This window comes from Streptomyces sp. MMBL 11-1, assembly GCF_028622875.1.
Classification (GTDB): Bacteria; Actinomycetota; Actinomycetes; order Streptomycetales; family Streptomycetaceae; genus Streptomyces.
The window spans coordinates 2,358,383-2,374,370 of sequence record NZ_CP117709.1 but is presented as its reverse complement, the minus strand read 5'-3'; the positions used below and the strand labels follow the sequence as shown (position 1 = coordinate 2,374,370).

12 protein-coding genes are annotated in these 15,988 nt (G+C 72.0%); 1 reads left to right on the top strand and 11 read right to left on the bottom strand.

Going from position 1 to position 15,988, the window contains the following annotated elements; all coding sequences use genetic code 11:
• Position 1 precedes the first annotated feature (1 nt).
• The 11 genes from PSQ21_RS10190 to PSQ21_RS10140 form a co-directional block, all read right to left on the bottom strand.
• Positions 2 to 2,848 (bottom strand): serine/threonine-protein kinase, encoded by a 2,847-nt coding sequence (locus tag PSQ21_RS10190; protein WP_274030119.1) that lies wholly within the window; start codon positions 2,846 to 2,848, stop codon positions 2 to 4.
• A complete protein-coding gene (locus tag PSQ21_RS10185) occupies positions 2,845 to 4,215 on the bottom strand; it encodes a hypothetical protein (protein WP_274030118.1) in 1,371 nt (456 codons plus the stop codon). The genes PSQ21_RS10190 and PSQ21_RS10185 overlap by 4 nt, the downstream gene beginning before the upstream one ends.
• Positions 4,216 to 4,329: 114 nt before the next feature.
• Positions 4,330 to 5,367 carry a glutamate ABC transporter substrate-binding protein gene (locus tag PSQ21_RS10180; protein WP_274030117.1) on the bottom strand — a complete coding sequence of 346 codons (1,038 nt, stop codon included), beginning with the start codon at positions 5,365 to 5,367 and terminating at the stop codon, positions 4,330 to 4,332.
• A gap of 11 nt (positions 5,368 to 5,378) precedes the next feature.
• Positions 5,379 to 6,767 (bottom strand): hypothetical protein, encoded by a 1,389-nt coding sequence (locus tag PSQ21_RS10175; RefSeq protein ID WP_274030116.1) that lies wholly within the window; start codon positions 6,765 to 6,767, stop codon positions 5,379 to 5,381.
• A 378-nt stretch (positions 6,768 to 7,145) separates the two neighbouring features.
• Positions 7,146 to 8,129 (bottom strand): N-acetylglucosamine kinase, encoded by a 984-nt coding sequence (locus tag PSQ21_RS10170; RefSeq protein WP_274030115.1) that lies wholly within the window; start codon positions 8,127 to 8,129, stop codon positions 7,146 to 7,148.
• Positions 8,120 to 9,385, bottom strand: a complete 1,266-nt coding sequence (locus tag PSQ21_RS10165; RefSeq protein WP_274030114.1) for a 6-phospho-beta-glucosidase — start codon at positions 9,383 to 9,385, stop codon at positions 8,120 to 8,122. Before PSQ21_RS10165 ends, PSQ21_RS10170 begins: the two co-directional genes overlap by 10 nt.
• 1 nt (position 9,386) lies before the next feature.
• Positions 9,387 to 10,295: a carbohydrate ABC transporter permease gene (locus tag PSQ21_RS10160; RefSeq protein ID WP_274030113.1), complete on the bottom strand. Its 909-nt coding sequence runs from the start codon at positions 10,293 to 10,295 to the stop codon at positions 9,387 to 9,389.
• A gap of 3 nt (positions 10,296 to 10,298) precedes the next feature.
• Entirely contained in the window at positions 10,299 to 11,240 is a 942-nt protein-coding gene (locus PSQ21_RS10155; RefSeq protein ID WP_274030112.1) for a carbohydrate ABC transporter permease, read from the bottom strand.
• A gap of 5 nt (positions 11,241 to 11,245) precedes the next feature.
• Positions 11,246 to 12,577, bottom strand: coding sequence for an ABC transporter substrate-binding protein (locus tag PSQ21_RS10150; RefSeq protein WP_274030111.1), 1,332 nt, complete (start codon positions 12,575 to 12,577; stop codon positions 11,246 to 11,248).
• 59 nt (positions 12,578 to 12,636) lie between these two features.
• The gene (locus PSQ21_RS10145) at positions 12,637 to 13,860 is read right to left on the bottom strand and encodes an ROK family transcriptional regulator (RefSeq protein WP_274030110.1); all 1,224 of its coding nucleotides are present in this window, start codon (positions 13,858 to 13,860) and stop codon (positions 12,637 to 12,639) included.
• Positions 13,861 to 14,073: 213 nt separating this feature from the next.
• Positions 14,074 to 15,135 (bottom strand): mechanosensitive ion channel family protein, encoded by a 1,062-nt coding sequence (locus tag PSQ21_RS10140; RefSeq protein ID WP_274030109.1) that lies wholly within the window; start codon positions 15,133 to 15,135, stop codon positions 14,074 to 14,076.
• 313 nt (positions 15,136 to 15,448) lie between these two features.
• On the opposite strand from PSQ21_RS10140, the gene PSQ21_RS10135 reads away from it, so the two are divergent.
• The gene (locus tag PSQ21_RS10135; RefSeq protein ID WP_003969129.1) at positions 15,449 to 15,985 is read left to right on the top strand and encodes an HNH endonuclease; all 537 of its coding nucleotides are present in this window, start codon (positions 15,449 to 15,451) and stop codon (positions 15,983 to 15,985) included.
• Positions 15,986 to 15,988: the final 3 nt, after the last annotated feature.

The following is a 15,988-nucleotide window of genomic DNA, read 5'->3' as shown; positions in this document are numbered from 1 at the left end:
TTCACACCCACGTTCGGGGGCGGAAACGGTTGGCCCGCTCCACCAGTTCGATCCTCTCGTCGCCCCGCTGCGCGAGCCGGGCGAGCATCCGGTACGAGCGTTCCAGCCCGAACCGCAGTCCCCGCTCGTTCAGTTCGGCGCCGAGCAGCTTGCGTGCACCCGGCGGACCGGCAACCGGCCCGACCGGTCCCGGAACACCGGGACTACCGGAGAGTACCCAGTCCAGCGCCTTGCCCAGCACCTCGGTCGACAACTGCTCGTGACGCACCGGGTCCAGGCCGAAGGCGGCCAGCGCCGCCACCTGGATACCGGCGGCCGTCAGGTCGGCCAGCAGCGGCTCCCCGTGCGAGCGCTCGCGCAGCCGCGCCCGGACGGCGGCGACCCGCGCCGCCGTGTAGTGGATCGAGGCCTCCGGCACCGACTCCAGGGTGCGCACCGCCCCGGCCCGCTCACCGGCGGCGATCTGTACCCGGGCCAGGCCGAACGCGGCGCTGACGAACCCCGGATCCGTCGCCCACACCAGGCCGTAGTACTCGGCGGCGTTGTCCAGCTGGCCCAGCACCTCCGCGCAGATCCCGAGCGCCAGCTTGGGCGCCATCTCCCCGGGGAAGGCGTCGTAGACCGCGTCGAAGGAGAGTGCCGCCGTCTCGTGGTCACCGGTCACCAGCGAGGTCACGCCGCGATACCAGACGACCCGCCAGTCGTCCGGGTGTTCACCCTCCAGAGTGGTCAGCGCACGGGCGGCCGACTCCAGCTCCCGCATCTCCAGCCGGGCCCGCAGCTCCCGCAGCCGGGTCTCCAGCGAGGGGGCCGGCACCGTGTGCAGGGCCGTGATCAGCTCGGCCGGGGCGGAGGCCATGAGACCGGCGAGGAAACCGGCGTTCGGATCCCTCGCGTCGACCCGGGGGACCGGCAGCGCCAGTGCCGTGGCCCGCGTGTCGAACAGGGCGAGCAGAACGCCCCCGGAGGTCGTCCCGAAGGGGCCGTACGGTCCGGTCGCCACGTACGGCCCGACGGACGGGTCCGGGGCCGGCTCGGCGGCCCGGGGCGCCGGGAGCGGAGCCTGCGCCGGGGGAGCGTACGCGAGCGGGGCGCCGCCCTGCGCCGAGCCCCGGACATGGGTCGGCGGCACCGCCAGCGCAGAGGCCCCCGCCGGAGACGACGAGGGTGCCCCAGCGGGTCCGGGCGGCTGGGCGCCCACCGGCAGCGCCCCGGCCACCGCGGACGTCACGGCCCCCGGCGCCGCCGCCGGCGTGCCGCCGTGGGCCTGCCACGTACCGCCCTGCGCGGGAACGCCGGACGGCGAACGGCCGCTGCCCTTGCGGCGGCCCCGGAGCCCGCCGCGCCCCGAGCCGGTTTCCCGGCCGCCCAGCCGCGAGACGTCGTCCGTCTGCCGGGCGAACAACTCGGTGTCGGTCACGCGTAGTTCCGCGCCGAACAGCGTCGACAGAGCGGGACGCGGCCGGCCCGTCCGGAGTGCCACGACCTCCCGCAGCACCCCCGTCAACTGCTCGGCCATCTCCGCGGCGGAGGCGAACCGGCGGGCCGGGTCCGGGTCCGTGGCCCGCACCAGCAGCCGGTAGAACGACTCGTAGGTCCGGAGCACCTCGACGGTGTCCGGGTCCGGCAGCGAGTCCACGAAGACGTTCGTGTACCCCTGGAAGTCGAAGGTGAGGACCGCCAGCGTCCGGGCCACCGTGTACAGGTCGGAGGCGACGGACGGACCCAGCTCCGCGACCTCGGGGGCCTGGTAGCCGACCGTCCCGTAGATGGCCGACTCGTCGTCGTCCATGCGGCGCACCGCGCCCATGTCGATCAGCTTGAGCTGGTCCTCGGTCTGGATCGCGTTGTCGACCTTGAAGTCGCAGTAGAGGAGGTTGCGGCTGTGCAGGTGGCCGAGCGCCTCCAGCGCCTCGATCCCGTACGCGCAGGCCTGCTCGACCGGCAGCGGGTCGCGCTCCCCGGTGGGGGTGCGGCGCTCGTTGGCGATCTCCTTGAGCGACTTGCCGCCGACGTACTCCATCACGATGTAGCCGTCGAGCGAGCCGGTCCGCTGGTCGAGGTGCTCGACGAAGTTGTAGATCCGCACGATGTTGGAGTGCTCGATCTCGGCGAGGAAGCGGCGCTCGGAGATCGCGGCGGCCATCGCGTCCTGGTCGCCGGTGTCCAGCAGGCCCTTGAGGACCACCCAGCGATCCGACACGGCCCGGTCCACCGCCAGATACACCCACCCGAGCCCGCCGTGCGCCAGACAGCCCACGACCTCGTACTGGCCGTGCACGATGTCGCCGCCGCCCAGCTTCGGCACGAAGGAGTACGGGTGGCCGCACTTGGTGCAGAACCCCTCGGTGCGGCCCTGCCGTTCACCGCGCGAACGGCCCACCGGCGCACCGCAGTCCGAGCGGGAGCAGAACCGCTTGCGCTCGGGAACCTCCGGGTTCCTCATCACCGCCGTGCGCGGATCGGGCCGCGGCACGACCGGGACCTCCACCAGACCGACGCCGAGCCGCCCCCGGGCCGAGGCCGCCGACGTCGAGCCCGAGGAACGCACCGAGACCGAACGGGATGTGGCCGCCCCGGACAACGAGCGCGACAGCCGGCCGGAGACCGAGCGGCGCGAGGTCGACGAACGCGACGAGGAGCGCGCGGAGGCACGGGAGCCGGAGCGCCCCGACGAGCTGTCCCGGCTGCTCGCCCGGCCGCCCCCGGCGATCCCGGTCGGCGGCGAGGAGACCATGCCCGTCGGCGAGACGACCGGAGCCAGACCGCAGGTGTCGCAGTACAGCTCACCGCCGCCCATGTCCTCGTAGTTCCCCTCGCACCCGGGGCGCTGGCACTGCGTACTCATCGTGTCTCCCCCTTGTCGCCGAGGCCGGTGCCGGTGCCCGTGCCCCACCGGTCCTGCGGTCCGTCGGGCCGGTGAGGCGTCAGCGTGTCCGCGACCGCTTGCTGGTACCGCAGGACGGCCTGCTCGGCCACCCGCAGGTCGCACGGCGCGCTCCACAGCATGCGGCGCGCCGCGTCGTACCGCTCGATCAGCACCGGGTCCTCCGCCAGACCGTGCCGGGCCACCTTCGCCTTGTACGCGTCGAGCCGGCCGCGCAGCTCCGCACGGATCGCCAGCGGGGCCGTCACCGAGGTCAGCGACTCCCGGGCGCGCAGCAGTTCGTCCTCGGCCTCCCGCTCCAGCGACTCCAGGAGCGGAGACAGCCGGTGCCACTGGGCGTACCTGCGGTGGTCCGCCGCCGCCGCCAGCCGCTCCTGGAGGGCGGTCGGAGGCCCACTGACCGCGGGCACCTCGGAGGCGGCGATCTTGGCCAGCACCTCGCCGCGCGCCGCCCGCGCCTCCGTCAGGGTGCGGTCGGCCCGCGAGAGCACGTCCCGCAGCCGCACCAGCCGCGCCTCGGCGTCCTGCCGGACCGCCAGCACCGCCTCGATCTCCCGCCGTACGTCCTCCAGGGCGCGGGCCGCCCGGTCGTAGCGCGAGGTGTCGGGCCGGCCGCCGCCCGGCGCGGCGCTGCCGGGCCCCGGCAGCCAGAACGCCAGCGGATCGGAGATCACCTGCACCCGCAGCGTGGCCAGCTCCTCGGTGATCTCCGCCAGGTCGTCCCCGGCCGGATGCTCACCGGGCCGGACCCCCACGGAGTGCGCCAGCGAACGCGTCCGGTGCAGCTCGGCGGCGAGCAGGTCGATCCGGGCGGGCAGCGCCGACCACACGGAGTCGGAGGAGACGACCATGTCCAGGGAACCGGCGTACAGCTCGTTCATCCGGGCGACCAGTTCCTGGAGGGAGAACCGCTCGGAGAGCCTGGCCGGGCCCGTGACCGAAGGCGGCGGCACGGCACCCGGGTTGGCGACGGTGACGGACTCGCCGCGCAGCAGTTCCGTCAGCGCGGCGAGGTCCTCCCGGTTCGGGTGGCGCCGCCGCGCACGGATCTCCCGGGCCTCTGACAGGGCCCCGGCGTACGCGTCGAAATAGCCCCACAGCAGGGTGATCGACTGCTCGGTCACGGCCCAGCGCTCCCGGGTGACGCCGGTCAGCTCGGCGCCCTCCAGGAGCCGGCGGCCGGCATGGTCCTGGAGCGCGAGGAGCGAGGTCTCGATGGCCTCGTGCTCCGCCCCGAGCCGCGCCAGCGCACGGTCCGCCTCCTCCCGGTCCATGACCGGGACGGGGGGCCTCCCCGCGAAGCCGGGGAAGGATCCCGCGACGCCCATCGATCACCTCTCCGCTCTTCCCGCCGGGCCGGTGGCCCGGCGGGATCCGTCTGTCTCGGTCTGCTCCGGTCCGCTCGCCCCGCCCCCCGTCCGTGCGCGTGGGGGCGCTCCGGGTCAGTCGCCGCGGTACTTGGGGGCGGGCGGGCCCGCTATGCCGGGCAGTCCGGCCGCCAGCCACTTGCGGTACGACTTCATCCAGGGGCTGTTCCCGCCGCCCGCCCGGTAGTCGACGAGGACCTTGTTCACCCGGGCCACCAGGTCGTCGGCGCCCTTCTTCGTCGCGACGCCGTAGAACTCCGTGGTGAACGGGGCCTTCCCCTTGAGCTCCACCGCAGGGTCCTGCGCCGCCTGACCGGCGGCCAGGGCGTTGTCCGTGACGATCGCGTCGACCTCGCCGAGCTGGAGCCGCACCAGACAGTCCAGCTGGTTGGGCACGGTCAGCAGGTCCCGGTCGCGCTCGGTGCCGTCGAAGTCGTCCCGGTAGAGCGCCCCGAAGGACTTCCTCTCCAGCGCCTCGTACGCCGTGGAGCCCTCGGCCGAGCAGACCCGCTTGCCCTTCAGCGACGCGTCGTAGCCGGTGATCGTCGACCCCTTCGGGGCGAGCACCTGCTGTCCGGCCTGGAAGTAGGCGGTCGAGAAGGAGACCTGCTCCAGCCGCTTGCAGTTGATCGTCATCGTCCGCACGACGACGTCGACCCGGTCGTTCTGCAGGGCGGCGATGCGCTGGTTCGTGGGGATCGCGCGGAAGATCACCGCGTCCGGGTCGCCCAGAACGTCCCTGGCGATGGCCCGCACCAGATCGATGTCGAATCCTTCCAGCTCCCGGGCCGCCGGATTGCGGTAGCCCCAGCGGAAGCTGTTCTGGTCGACGCCCGCGATGAGCTTGCCGCGCTCCTTGATCTTCTCGATGCTGGGCCCGTCGGCGCTCGACGCGGGCAGGCTCGCCTCCGGCTCGGTGCACTCCTCGGCCCGCGCCAGGTCGGCCGTCACCGCCCCGCCGTCCGAGAGGGGCGCTCCGGCCGCCCCGTCGCCGTGGTGGGCAAGCGGCAGCAGGGTGACCGCCGCGGTGACCGCGCACGCCGCCGCCATCCCCGCCACGCCGCCCCAGCCGCGCAGGCCGCCGCGTGCCGGCCGCTCCTTCGACCTGCTCATCGCTGCCCCTCTCACCGGTACTCCGCGAGCCTGCGGTTGACCCCGACGATCACGGCGGCGGCCCCCAGGACCGCCAGCGCCGCAGCGCCGACCGGCAGGCCCCGCAGGGCGCCCCGCCCGTCCTTCGCCGCCGAGGTGAACTCGCCCTGCTCATGGGCGAGCGCCTTCTCCAGCGCGGCGTCCACCCGCTCGAACGACTTCCCGGTGGACTCCTCGGTCCCGATGATCTGCTTCAGGGCGCCGTCGTAGTCGCCGTGGTCGTCCGTGGCACGGGCCTCGCGGTGGCGGGCCTGCCACTCGGCCACGCCCTTGGTCGCGTCGAGGACCGGCGTGCTCCCGCGCTCGTCGTCCGCGAGCCGGTCGGCCGTATCCAACCGGGCTTTCAACGTCTTCATCCCCGTGCCGTAGTCCGCCTCGTACTGGTCGGCGGAGCCGTCGGGGGTCAGCACCGCGCCGCGCGCCACCAGGGTGAGGTTCTCGTTGGCGCGCGCCTTCAGAGAGTTGATCCGCGCGTCGTTGAGCACGTCCAGTGACGCCTGGCCGTGCACCATCGCCGACCGCAGCTCCGCACGGGCCACCGTGTGCCCCACGGCCAGCCAGAGCATCACCACCGAGACGGCGGCCGTCGCCACCAGCAGCCCGTGGTTCAGTACCCGGTTCGTCCGGCGGTAGGTGCGCCGCTGCATCCACACCAGCGCGCCGAGCACCAGGATCCCTGCGCCGAGCGACAGGAGGGGCCACTGCCGGGCGTCCGCGGAGTCCGTCTCCAGGCGGCCGGTCTCCGCCGCGTACAGCCGCTCGGCGGCCGGCAGCATCTCGCCGGTCATCTTCTGGTTCGCGTACCGGAGATAGGCGCCGCCCAGCGGCAGGCCCTGGCGGTTGTTGGCGCGGGCGCGCTCGATCAGCCCCGTGTAGACCGGGAGCAGCTTGTTGAGGGTGGCGGTCTCACGGCTGGACGCGCTGTCGGAGCCGGTGTTCCCCGACGCCTTCACCAGCAGCCGGGCCGCCTCCTCGATGTCCTTCCGGTACCGCTCGTGCACGGCCTCGGGCTCCTGCGCGCCCGCGAGGAACCCACTGGCCGCCGTCGTGTCCGCGTCCGCCAGGAAGCGGTAGATGTCCGCCGCGTCGGCGCTGAGCGGCTGACTGCGGCCGACCACGTCGTCGGCGGAAGAGGACCGCGACGAGATCTCCAGGGTGGTCACCGCGCCGAACGCCACGACCAGCAGGGCCAGGACGGCACCGATGATCTGGAGCCGGCCGGGCTCGGTCGTCGCGACGGCGCGCAGGCGCTCCGCCCGCGCGGCCCACGTGGTGCGGTCCGGTGCGTCCACGCCGGCGTGCGCGGACACCGGGTCCGGCGGGCGCAGCGTCTGCGTGCCGCCGCTCGGCGGGTGTGTCACTCGACCTCCCCCTCGGTCACTGACGGCGGGCCCCGTCCCCGGCCCGGGGACGCGCGCCCGGCCAGAAGTATGGCCGCGGGGACGGGCGTCCACACCAGGAACGCCTGTTTCCCGCATCAGCCGCCGCGTCGGCCCCCACCTCGGTCCCCACCTCGGCCCCCGCATTCGATCAGGGCGGACGCGGCCGATCAAGGCAAGTGGCGCAACGTGCCCTGAAACATCCCCATAAGCGAACGGACTCCCCATCAGGTACACGTTCCAGGAGTCCGATCGGTTCCCTCCGGCCCCCCGCATGACCGGCGTTCACCCGTACGAGGAACGTCCCCCCACGCGAACCGCGTGAGGGGACGTCCCGTGACGTACGACGTGCTCCGGTCCTCAGACGTACTGCGCGCGCAGTCTGCGGCGGACCTCCGGCGTCGCGCCCGTACGGTCCAGGCCCAGCAGCGCCGCACCCAGCACCGGCGGCTCGGACACGACGCGCACCTCGGCCTTCGGGGCGCGTGCCGCGAGGAGTCCGGCGATCCGGTCGTCGAGCTGCGGATGGCGTGCGGCCAGCACACTGCCGCCCAGCAGCACCGGAACCTCCTCCTCCAGCAGACCGAGCCGCCTCAGCGCGACGGTGGCCATCGCCACCACCTCCTCGGCCAGCCGCTCCACCAGCGCGAGGGCCACCGGGTCCCCGCCCGCGGCCGACGCGAACAGCACCGGCGTCAGCTCGTGCCGCCGCGCCGACGGGATCGCGCCCCGGTGCAGCGCCTCGATGAGCGCGTACATCGAGTCGAGCCCGAAGTGGCCGGGCAGCACCCGGGCCAGCTCGGAGGGTTCGCCGCGACCGTCCTCGGCGCGCGCGGCGAACCACAGCGCCTCCTCCGCGAGCCCGGAACCGCCGCCCCAGTCACCGGACAGCCGCCCGATCGCGGGGAAGCGGGCGGTCCGCCCGTCCGGGGTCATGCCCACGCAGTTGATCCCGGCCCCGCACACCACCGCGACGCCCCGGGGCTCGTCCACCCCGGCGCGCAGGATCGCGAAGGTGTCGTTGCGCACCTCCACCGAGCCGCCCCACCCCCGGGCCTCCAGGGCCCCGGCCAGCTCGGCCTCCTCCACCGGCAGATCGGCGTTGGCCAGGCACGCGGAGACATGGGCGGACGAGCCGGGCGGGAGGCCGCCGTCCGGCAGCTCCGCGGTCGCCCGCTCCAGCACGGCGGCCAGCACGTCGACCGCGGCCTCCACCCCGACCACGGGCGGCTGGAAACCACCGCCGCGCGCCGTGGACAGGACCGTGCCGTCCTCGCCGATCAGCGCCACGTCGGTCTTGCTGTTGCCCGCGTCGATGGCGACGACCGACACGTTCACGCCCACGGAAGGTGCTCCCGGTTGTGCGCGATCAGCCGGTCGGTGAGCCCCTCGGCGTACGCGTACTGGCCGATCAGCGGGTGGGCGAGGAGCGCCTTGAAGACCCGGTCCCGGCCGCCCCGCAGCGCGGCCTCCAGGGCGAGGTCCTCGTACGCCGTCACGTTGGCGATGAGACCGGCGTACAGCGGGTCCAGCGCCGGCACGGCCAGCGGTGTCGCGCCGTCGTGCCCGACCCGGGCCTGCACCTCGATCACCGCGTCGTCCGGGAGGAACGGCAGCGTCCCGTTGTTGTACGTGTTGACCACCTGGACCGGGGAGCCGCCGCTGCCCAGCAGGGAGGCCGCCAGGTCCACGGCCGCCTCCGAGTAGAACGCGCCGCCGCGCTTGGCGAGCAGCTCCGGCTTCTCGTCCAGCGTCGGGTCGCCGTACATCGCGAGCAGTTCCTTCTCCATCGCCGCGACCTCGGCGGCCCGGGACGGCTTGGTGCCGAGCTCCCGGACCACCTCGTCGTGGGAGTAGAAGTAACGCAGGTAGTAGGAGGGGACGACGCCGAGCCGGTCGACGACCTGCCGGTCCATGTGGAGGTCGTCGGCGATGGCGTCGCCGTGCTCGGCGAGCAGCTTCGGCAGGACGTTCTCGCCGTCCGGACCGCCCAGGCGCACGCCCAGCTCCCAGGTCAGGTGGTTGAGCCCGACGTGGTCCAGGTGCACCTCGGAGGGGTTCACGTCCAGCAGCCGGGCGAACTTCCGCTGGAAGCCGATCGCCACGTTGCACAGGCCGACGGCCTTGTGCCCGGCCTGGAGCAGGGCGCGGGTGACGATGCCGACCGGGTTGGTGAAGTCGATGATCCAGGCGTCCGGGTTGGCGCGGCGGACCCGCTCGGCGATGTCCAGGACGACCGGCACGGTGCGCAGCGCCTTGGCGAGGCCGCCGGCGCCGGTGGTCTCCTGGCCGACGCAGCCGCACTCCAGCGGCCAGGTCTCGTCCTGGTTGCGCGCGGCCTGTCCGCCGACGCGCAGCTGGAGCAGGACCGCGTCGGCGTCGGCGACGCCCGCGTCGATGTCGGTGGTGGTCGTGATCCTCCCGGCGTGGTCCTGCTTGGCGAAGATCCGCCGGGCGAGACCTCCCACCAGCTCCAGGCGGTCGGCCGCCGGATCGACGAGCACCAGCTCCTCGATCGGCAGCGTGTCCCGCAGCCGGGCGAATCCGTCGATCAGTTCGGGGGTGTAGGTGGACCCGCCACCCACTACTGCGAGCTTCATGTCAGCCCTTTACTCCGGTCAGTGTGACGCCCTCGACGAATGCCTTCTGGGCAAAGAAGAAGACGGCGATCACGGGGGCCATGACCAGAACGGTCGCGGCCATGGTCAGGTTCCAGTCGGTGTGGTGTGCACCCTTGAAGGATTCGAGGCCGTAACTGAGCGTCCAGGCGGCCGGGTTCTCGGAGGCGTAGATCTGCGGTCCGAAGTAGTCGTTCCAGGCGGCGAAGAACTGGAAGAGGGCGATGGCCGCGATGCCGGGCCTGGCCATCGGCAGGACGACCTTCATCAGCGTGCGGAACTCACCGCAGCCGTCGACCTTGGCGGCGTCCAGGTACTCGTTCGGGATGGTCAGCAGGAACTGCCGCAGCAGGAAGATGGAGAACGCGTCGCCGAAGGCCATCGGGATGATCAGCGGCCACAGGGTGCCGGACAGGTCCATCTGCTTCGCCCAGAACAGGTACATCGGGATGATGACGACCTGCGGCGGCAGCATCATCATCGAGATGACGAGCATCAGCGACAGCTTGCGGCCCCGGAAGCGGAACTTCGCCAGCGCGTACGCCACCGGGACGGACGAGACGACGGTGAGGACGGTGCCGACGCCCGCGTACAGCAGGGTGTTGCGCCACCAGGTCAGAAAGCCCGGGGTGTTGAAGACCCGTTCGTAGTTGCCCCACTCCCAGGAGTTCGGGGTGAGGTCGCGGGTCAGCGCCTGCTGGTCGCTCATCAGCGAGGTGAGCGCCACGAAGACGAACGGCAGCACGAAGAAGAGCGCGGCGGCGATCCCGAGCGAGTGCACGGCGATCCAGTGCAGCAGCGCCTTGCGGCGGGCGGTGCGCGCGGCGGGCGTCCGCGGGGAGTTCTCCGGGGCGGCGGCGGTCTTGTCGACGGTGTCGAGGAGGTGGGTCATGGCTCAGTCACCGGCCTGGATCAGGTTGTTGCGGCCCCGCATCAGCAGCGCGGTGAAGGCCATGGCCAGGGCGAACAGGACGAGCGCGACGACACAGGCGGCGCCGTAGTCGAAGCGCTGGAAGCCCAGGTTGTAGACGAGCTGCGGGAGCGTCAGTGTCGACTTGTCGGGATAGCCGGGTTCGAAGGACTGGCCGGAGCCGCCGATGACCCCGGAGGCGACCTTCCCGGCGACGAGTGGCTGCGTGTAGTACTGCATCGCCTGGATGACGCCCGTCACCACGGCGAACAGCACGATCGGCGAGATGTTCGGCAGGGTCACGAAGCGGAACTTCTGCCAGGCGGACGCGCCGTCCAGCTCGGCCGCCTCGTACTGCTCGGTCGGCACGTCCAGCAGCGAGGCCATGAAGATGACCATCAGGTCCCCGATGCCCCACACCGCGAGCATGGTGAGCGCCGGCTTGGACCAGGAGGCGTCGTTGAACCAGCCCGGCGTCGGCAGCCCCAGGTCCCCGAGGATCGCGTTGACGGGCCCGGTGCCGGGGTTGAGCAGGAAGACGAAGGCGAGCGTGGCGGCGACCGGCGGCGCCAGATAGGGCAGGTAGAACAGGGTCCGGAAGAGCCCGGTGCCCGTCTTGATCTTCGTGATCAGCATGCCGATGCCGAGGCCGAAGACGACCCGGCAGGTGACCACGACGAGGACCAGCCACAGGGTGTTGCGCAGCGACGGCCAGAACATCGGGTAGTCGCTGAAGACGTAGGTCCAGTTGGTCAGCCCGTTGAAGGCCGGCGCCCCGAAACCGTCGTACCGGGTGAAGGAGAAGTAGACGGTCGAGATCATCGGGTAGACGAAGAAGACCGAGAACCCGATCAGCCACGGCGACATGAAAGCCGCTGTGCGCAGCGCCGACCTGCGGCGCTTCGAGCGGAGTGTGTGCGTCGTCATGAGGGCTACTTGGCCTTGGCGATGTCGGTGTCGATCTGCCGCGCCGTCTTCTCCAGACCGGCCTTGAGGTCCTTCACCGCGCCCTTCTCGTACTGGTAGCCGAAGTCCTGGATCGTCTGCTGGTACGTCGAGCCGTTGACGGCCCCGTCGGGGGTGTTGGACTTCGGGTGCTGGGCGATGTCCAGGAAGGTCTTGAAGCGCGGGTCGAACTTCAGGTCGGGGGACTTCAGCGCCTCGAAGGTGGAGGGCACGTTGCGGATGCCGTTGGCGAAGGCGACGACCGCCTTCGTGTCGCTGGTCATGAACTTGACCAGCTCCCAGGCGGCGTTCTGCTTCTTGCTGGCCGGGGCGATGCCCACGATGGTGCCGGAGAGGAAGCCCTTGCCGTAGCTGTCGGCCTCGTCGTCGGCGACGGGCATCGGCGCGACGCCGATCTCGAAGCCGGGCTTGGTGTCCTCGGCCATGCCGAGCCGCCACTCACCGTCCAGCTGCATGGCCACCTGCCCGGTGTGGAACGGGTGCTTGGCGCCCCACTCGTCACCGAAGGTGCCCCGGTACTTCTCCAGCTTGTCGTAGCCGCCGAGGTCCTCGACGAGCTTCTTCTGGTACGTGAACATCTCCGCGAACGCCGGGTCCTTGGCGATGTTGGACTTGCCGTTCTCGTCGAAGTACGAGTGCTCCCACGAGGACATGTAGTGGTCGGCGACGGTCTCGTAACCGTGGAAGGTCGGCATGAAGCCGAGCTGCTCGTAGCTGTCGCCCTTCTCGACCGTCAGCTTCTTCGCGACGCTCGCCAGCTCCGACATGGTCTTCGGCGGCGCGGTGATGCCGGCCTTCTCGAAGGCGTCCTTGTTGTAGTAGAGGCCATAGGCGTCGGTGAGCAGCGGCAGGGCGCAGCGCTTGCCCTCGAACTGGGTGTAGTCGAGGAGCACCTTCGGGAAGGTCTTCTCCAGGTCGAGCTTCGACTTCTCGATGAACGGCTTCAGGTCCGCGAACGCGCCGGACGAGCAGAACTTGCCGACGTTGGCGGTGGTGAAGGAGGAGACCACGTCGGGCCCGTTCGAACCGCCCGCGCGCAGTGCCTGGTTGAGCTTGTCGTCGTTGATGTTGCCCGAGACCTTCACCGTGATGTTCGGGTGGGCCTTCTCGAACCGGTCGATGTTGTCCTGGACCGCCTTCACCTCGGCGGGCGCGCTCCAGCCGTGCCAGAAGTTGATCGTGGTCTTCGCGTTCGGGTCGTCGGAGGCGCCGGACTCGGACTGGCCCGTACACGCGGTGGCGAGCACCGATATCGCGGCCACGGCGACAGCGGTGGTGGTGAGACGGCTTGTGCGCATGACAGAACTCCCAGGGACGGGGCAGAGGCGGACGACGGGGGGCGGGGGACGGGCGTGGTTCAGCGCGAGGTGTCGAACACTTCGTCTCGGGTGTCGGCGAGCGCCCTCTCCAGGGCGCCCCGCAGTACGGGGGTGCGGTCGATCTCGCCGACCACCAGCCGGGGCCGGGAGGCGGCGAGCTCGGCCAGCTCGGACTGGATCAGGGAGCGCAGGATCTCGCCGCCCGCCGCGACCGCTCGGCCGGAGAGCACGATCAGCCCGGGGTCCAGCACGGCGGTGACGGAGGCGAGGCCGGTGGCGAGCCGCTGGGCGTACTGGCACAGCAGCTCGGTGAGCGCCTCGTCCCGCTCGTACGCGTCGGCCGCCCGCGCCAGCAGGTCGGCCGCGACCTTCGCGTACGGCTGCTGCGGGGTGTCGATGCCCAGGGCCTTCGCGAGCCGGGGGACCGCCTGGGCGCCCGCCAGCTCCTGGAAGCCGCCGCTGTTGGCCTTGACGACCTGGCGCACGAGCGGGGTGCCCGGCACCGGCAGGAAGCCGACCTCGCCCGCGCCGCCGGTGAAGCCGCGGTGCAGCCGGCCGTTGATGACGAGGGCGGCGCCGAGGCCCTCCTCGTTCCACAGCAGGACGAAGTCCTCGTGGCCGCGGGCCGCGCCGAGGCGCTGCTCGGCGACGGCGACCAGGTTGACGTCGTTCTCGTACTCCACCGGCATCGGCAGGAACGCGGCCAGCTCGTCCAGCAGGGTGGGGGAGTGCCAGCCGGGCAGGTGCGAGGCGTACCGCAGCCGTCCGGTGCCCGGGTCGAAGGCGCCCGGCGTGCCGATGACGACCCGGTGGACATCGGCGCGGGTGAGCCCGGCCTCCTTCACCGCCCCGTCCAGCGCGTCGGCGACCTGGCGCACCACGCTGTCGGCGCGCCGGCCCGGGGTCGCCAGCTCGAACTCCCCGACGGTCCGGCCGGTCACGTCCGCGACGGCGGCGACGATGCGCCGGCCGTTCACGTCGAGCCCGGCCACATGGGCGGCCCGCGCGTTCACCGTGTAGAGCTGCGCGTTGGGCCCGGGGCGCCCCTCGCTGGTCCCGGTGGCGACGACCAGACCGGCCGCCTCCAGCCGGGCCAGCAGCTGGGACGCGGTGGGCTTGGAGAGGCCGGTCAGCTTCCCGATCCGGGTCCGGGAGAGCGGCCCGTGCTCCAGCAGCAGATCGAGGGCGGCCCGGTCGTTCATGGCCCGCAGCACCCGTGGTGTGCCCGGGGTGCCGGGTGCGCCGGGAGTGGGTCCCGCCATCGTGGATGCACCGCCCTCTGTCCTCAGGACCTCCGGAGCGGATCCGGAGACTCTGTTAGGAAAGTTTCCTATTTGGTTGAGAGGACGGTAGAGGGCAGGTCACCGGGGCGTCAATGGGTGACCCCAGTCCGGCAATCAAAGTGTTATCCGACAGGGCGACGCCCCCGGCCGCCGTCCTGGGGTCCAGGGGCGGCCGGGGGCGCTGCGGAAGGGCTACTTGCTCAGGTTCGCCGGCGGTATCGGCGTCGCCGCCAGCGACTGCGGGGAGACGGCCGAGGCGTAGGCGGAAGGGGCGGCCATCCCGGCCGTCGGGTCGGGGCCCTCGCCCTCCGTCTGGAGCGGGATCGTGCCGACCATCCGGATGCCCGCCGCGTCCAGCGCCTCCTTGATCCGCCAGCGCAGCTCACGCTCCACGCCGAGCGCCTTGCCCGGCATCGTCTTCGCGGTCACCCGGATCGTCATGGAGTCCAGCAGCACCTCGTCCAGGCCGAGCACCTCGACCGGGCCCCACAGCCGCTCCGACCAGGGCTCTTCCTTCGTCATCGTGGCGGCGGCGGTGGCGATCGCCTCCCGGACGTGCTCCAGGTTCTCCGTCGGACGCACCGTGACGTCGATCCCGGCGGTGGACCAGCCCTGGCTGAGGTTGCCTATCCGCTTCACCTCACCGTTGCGGACGTACCAGATCGCGCCGTTCTCGCCGCGCAGCTTGGTGACGCGCAGTCCCACCTCGATGACCTCGCCGGAGGCCACCCCCGCGTCGATGCTGTCCCCGACCCCGTACTGGTCCTCCAGGATCATGAAGACGCCGGAGAGGAAGTCCGTGACCAGGTTGCGGGCGCCGAACCCCAGGGCCACACCCGCGACACCGGCGGAGGCGAGGAGCGGCGCCAGGTTGATCTTGAAGGCGCCCAGCACCATCAGGGCGGCCGTCCCCATGATCACGAACGAGGCCACCGACCGCAGCACCGAGCCGATCGCCTCCGAGCGCTGGCGTCTGCGCTCGGCGTTCACCAGCAGCCCGCCCAGTGCCGTGCCCTCCACCGCCTGGGCACTGCGGTTCATCCGCTCGATCAGATTGGTCAGGGCGCGCCGGATCAGATAACGCAGCGTGACCGCGACCGCCACGATCAGCAGGATGCGCAACCCGGTGCTCAGCCAGGTGGACCAGTTCTCCTCGACCCACCCCGCGGCGTTCCCGGCCTGCTCGGCGGCTTCGCCCAGCGAGCCCCCCGGCTCGGGAGACGGGGCCGCGGCCAAAAGGACGGACAGGGACACGACAGGGACCTCCAGGAGGGCGACGGCTGGTCGACAACACTAACGAAGCCGGGGGAGTGGATCGTTGCCGTCGCGGGAGGAGAGACAGGTCTCACCGGGAACCCCTCCGCTGTGGCCGATCGCACAGCGCGGACGGCCGCCCAGGTGAAACACCCGTTCGGCGCCGCCGGACGGCTCGTGGAGCCCGGGTGAGAAAAATCCTCCCGGCCCGTTACCCGTACGTGGTGGCGCTTCGACCAGGCATGAGGAGAGACTGAGATCGGATCGTCCCGGCGCGAGCCACGCGCCGCCGGCGTACAAGGAGGCATCCACCGTGCCGCACGTCCTGGTTCTCAACGCGTCGTACGAGCCGCTCGGCGTCGTACCGCTCCGCCGCGCGCTCGTCCTCGTCCTGGAGAACAAGGCCATCTGCCTTGAAGAGTCCGGCTCCTTTCTGCACAGTGCCACCCGTGCCGTGCCCGCACCCAGTGTGGTCCGGCTCAAGCGCTTCGTCCGGGTCCCCTACCGGGGGCCCGTCCCGCTGACGCGGCGGGCGCTGTTCGCCCGGGACGGCGGGCGCTGCATGTACTGCGGGGCCGCCGCGACCAGCGTCGACCACGTCATCCCGCGCAGTCGCGGCGGACAGCACGCCTGGGACAACGTGGTGGCGGCCTGCCGCCGCTGCAACCACGTCAAGGCCGACCGCCATCTGCCCGAGCTGGGCTGGCGGCTGCGCCACCAGCCCGCCCCGCCGACCGGCCTGGCCTGGCGGATCATCGGGACCGGACACCGCGACCCGCGCTGGCTGCCGTATCTGCAACCGTTCGGCGCGGACGACGTGATGGCCCGGATCGACGGCGTGTCCGCCTGAGAC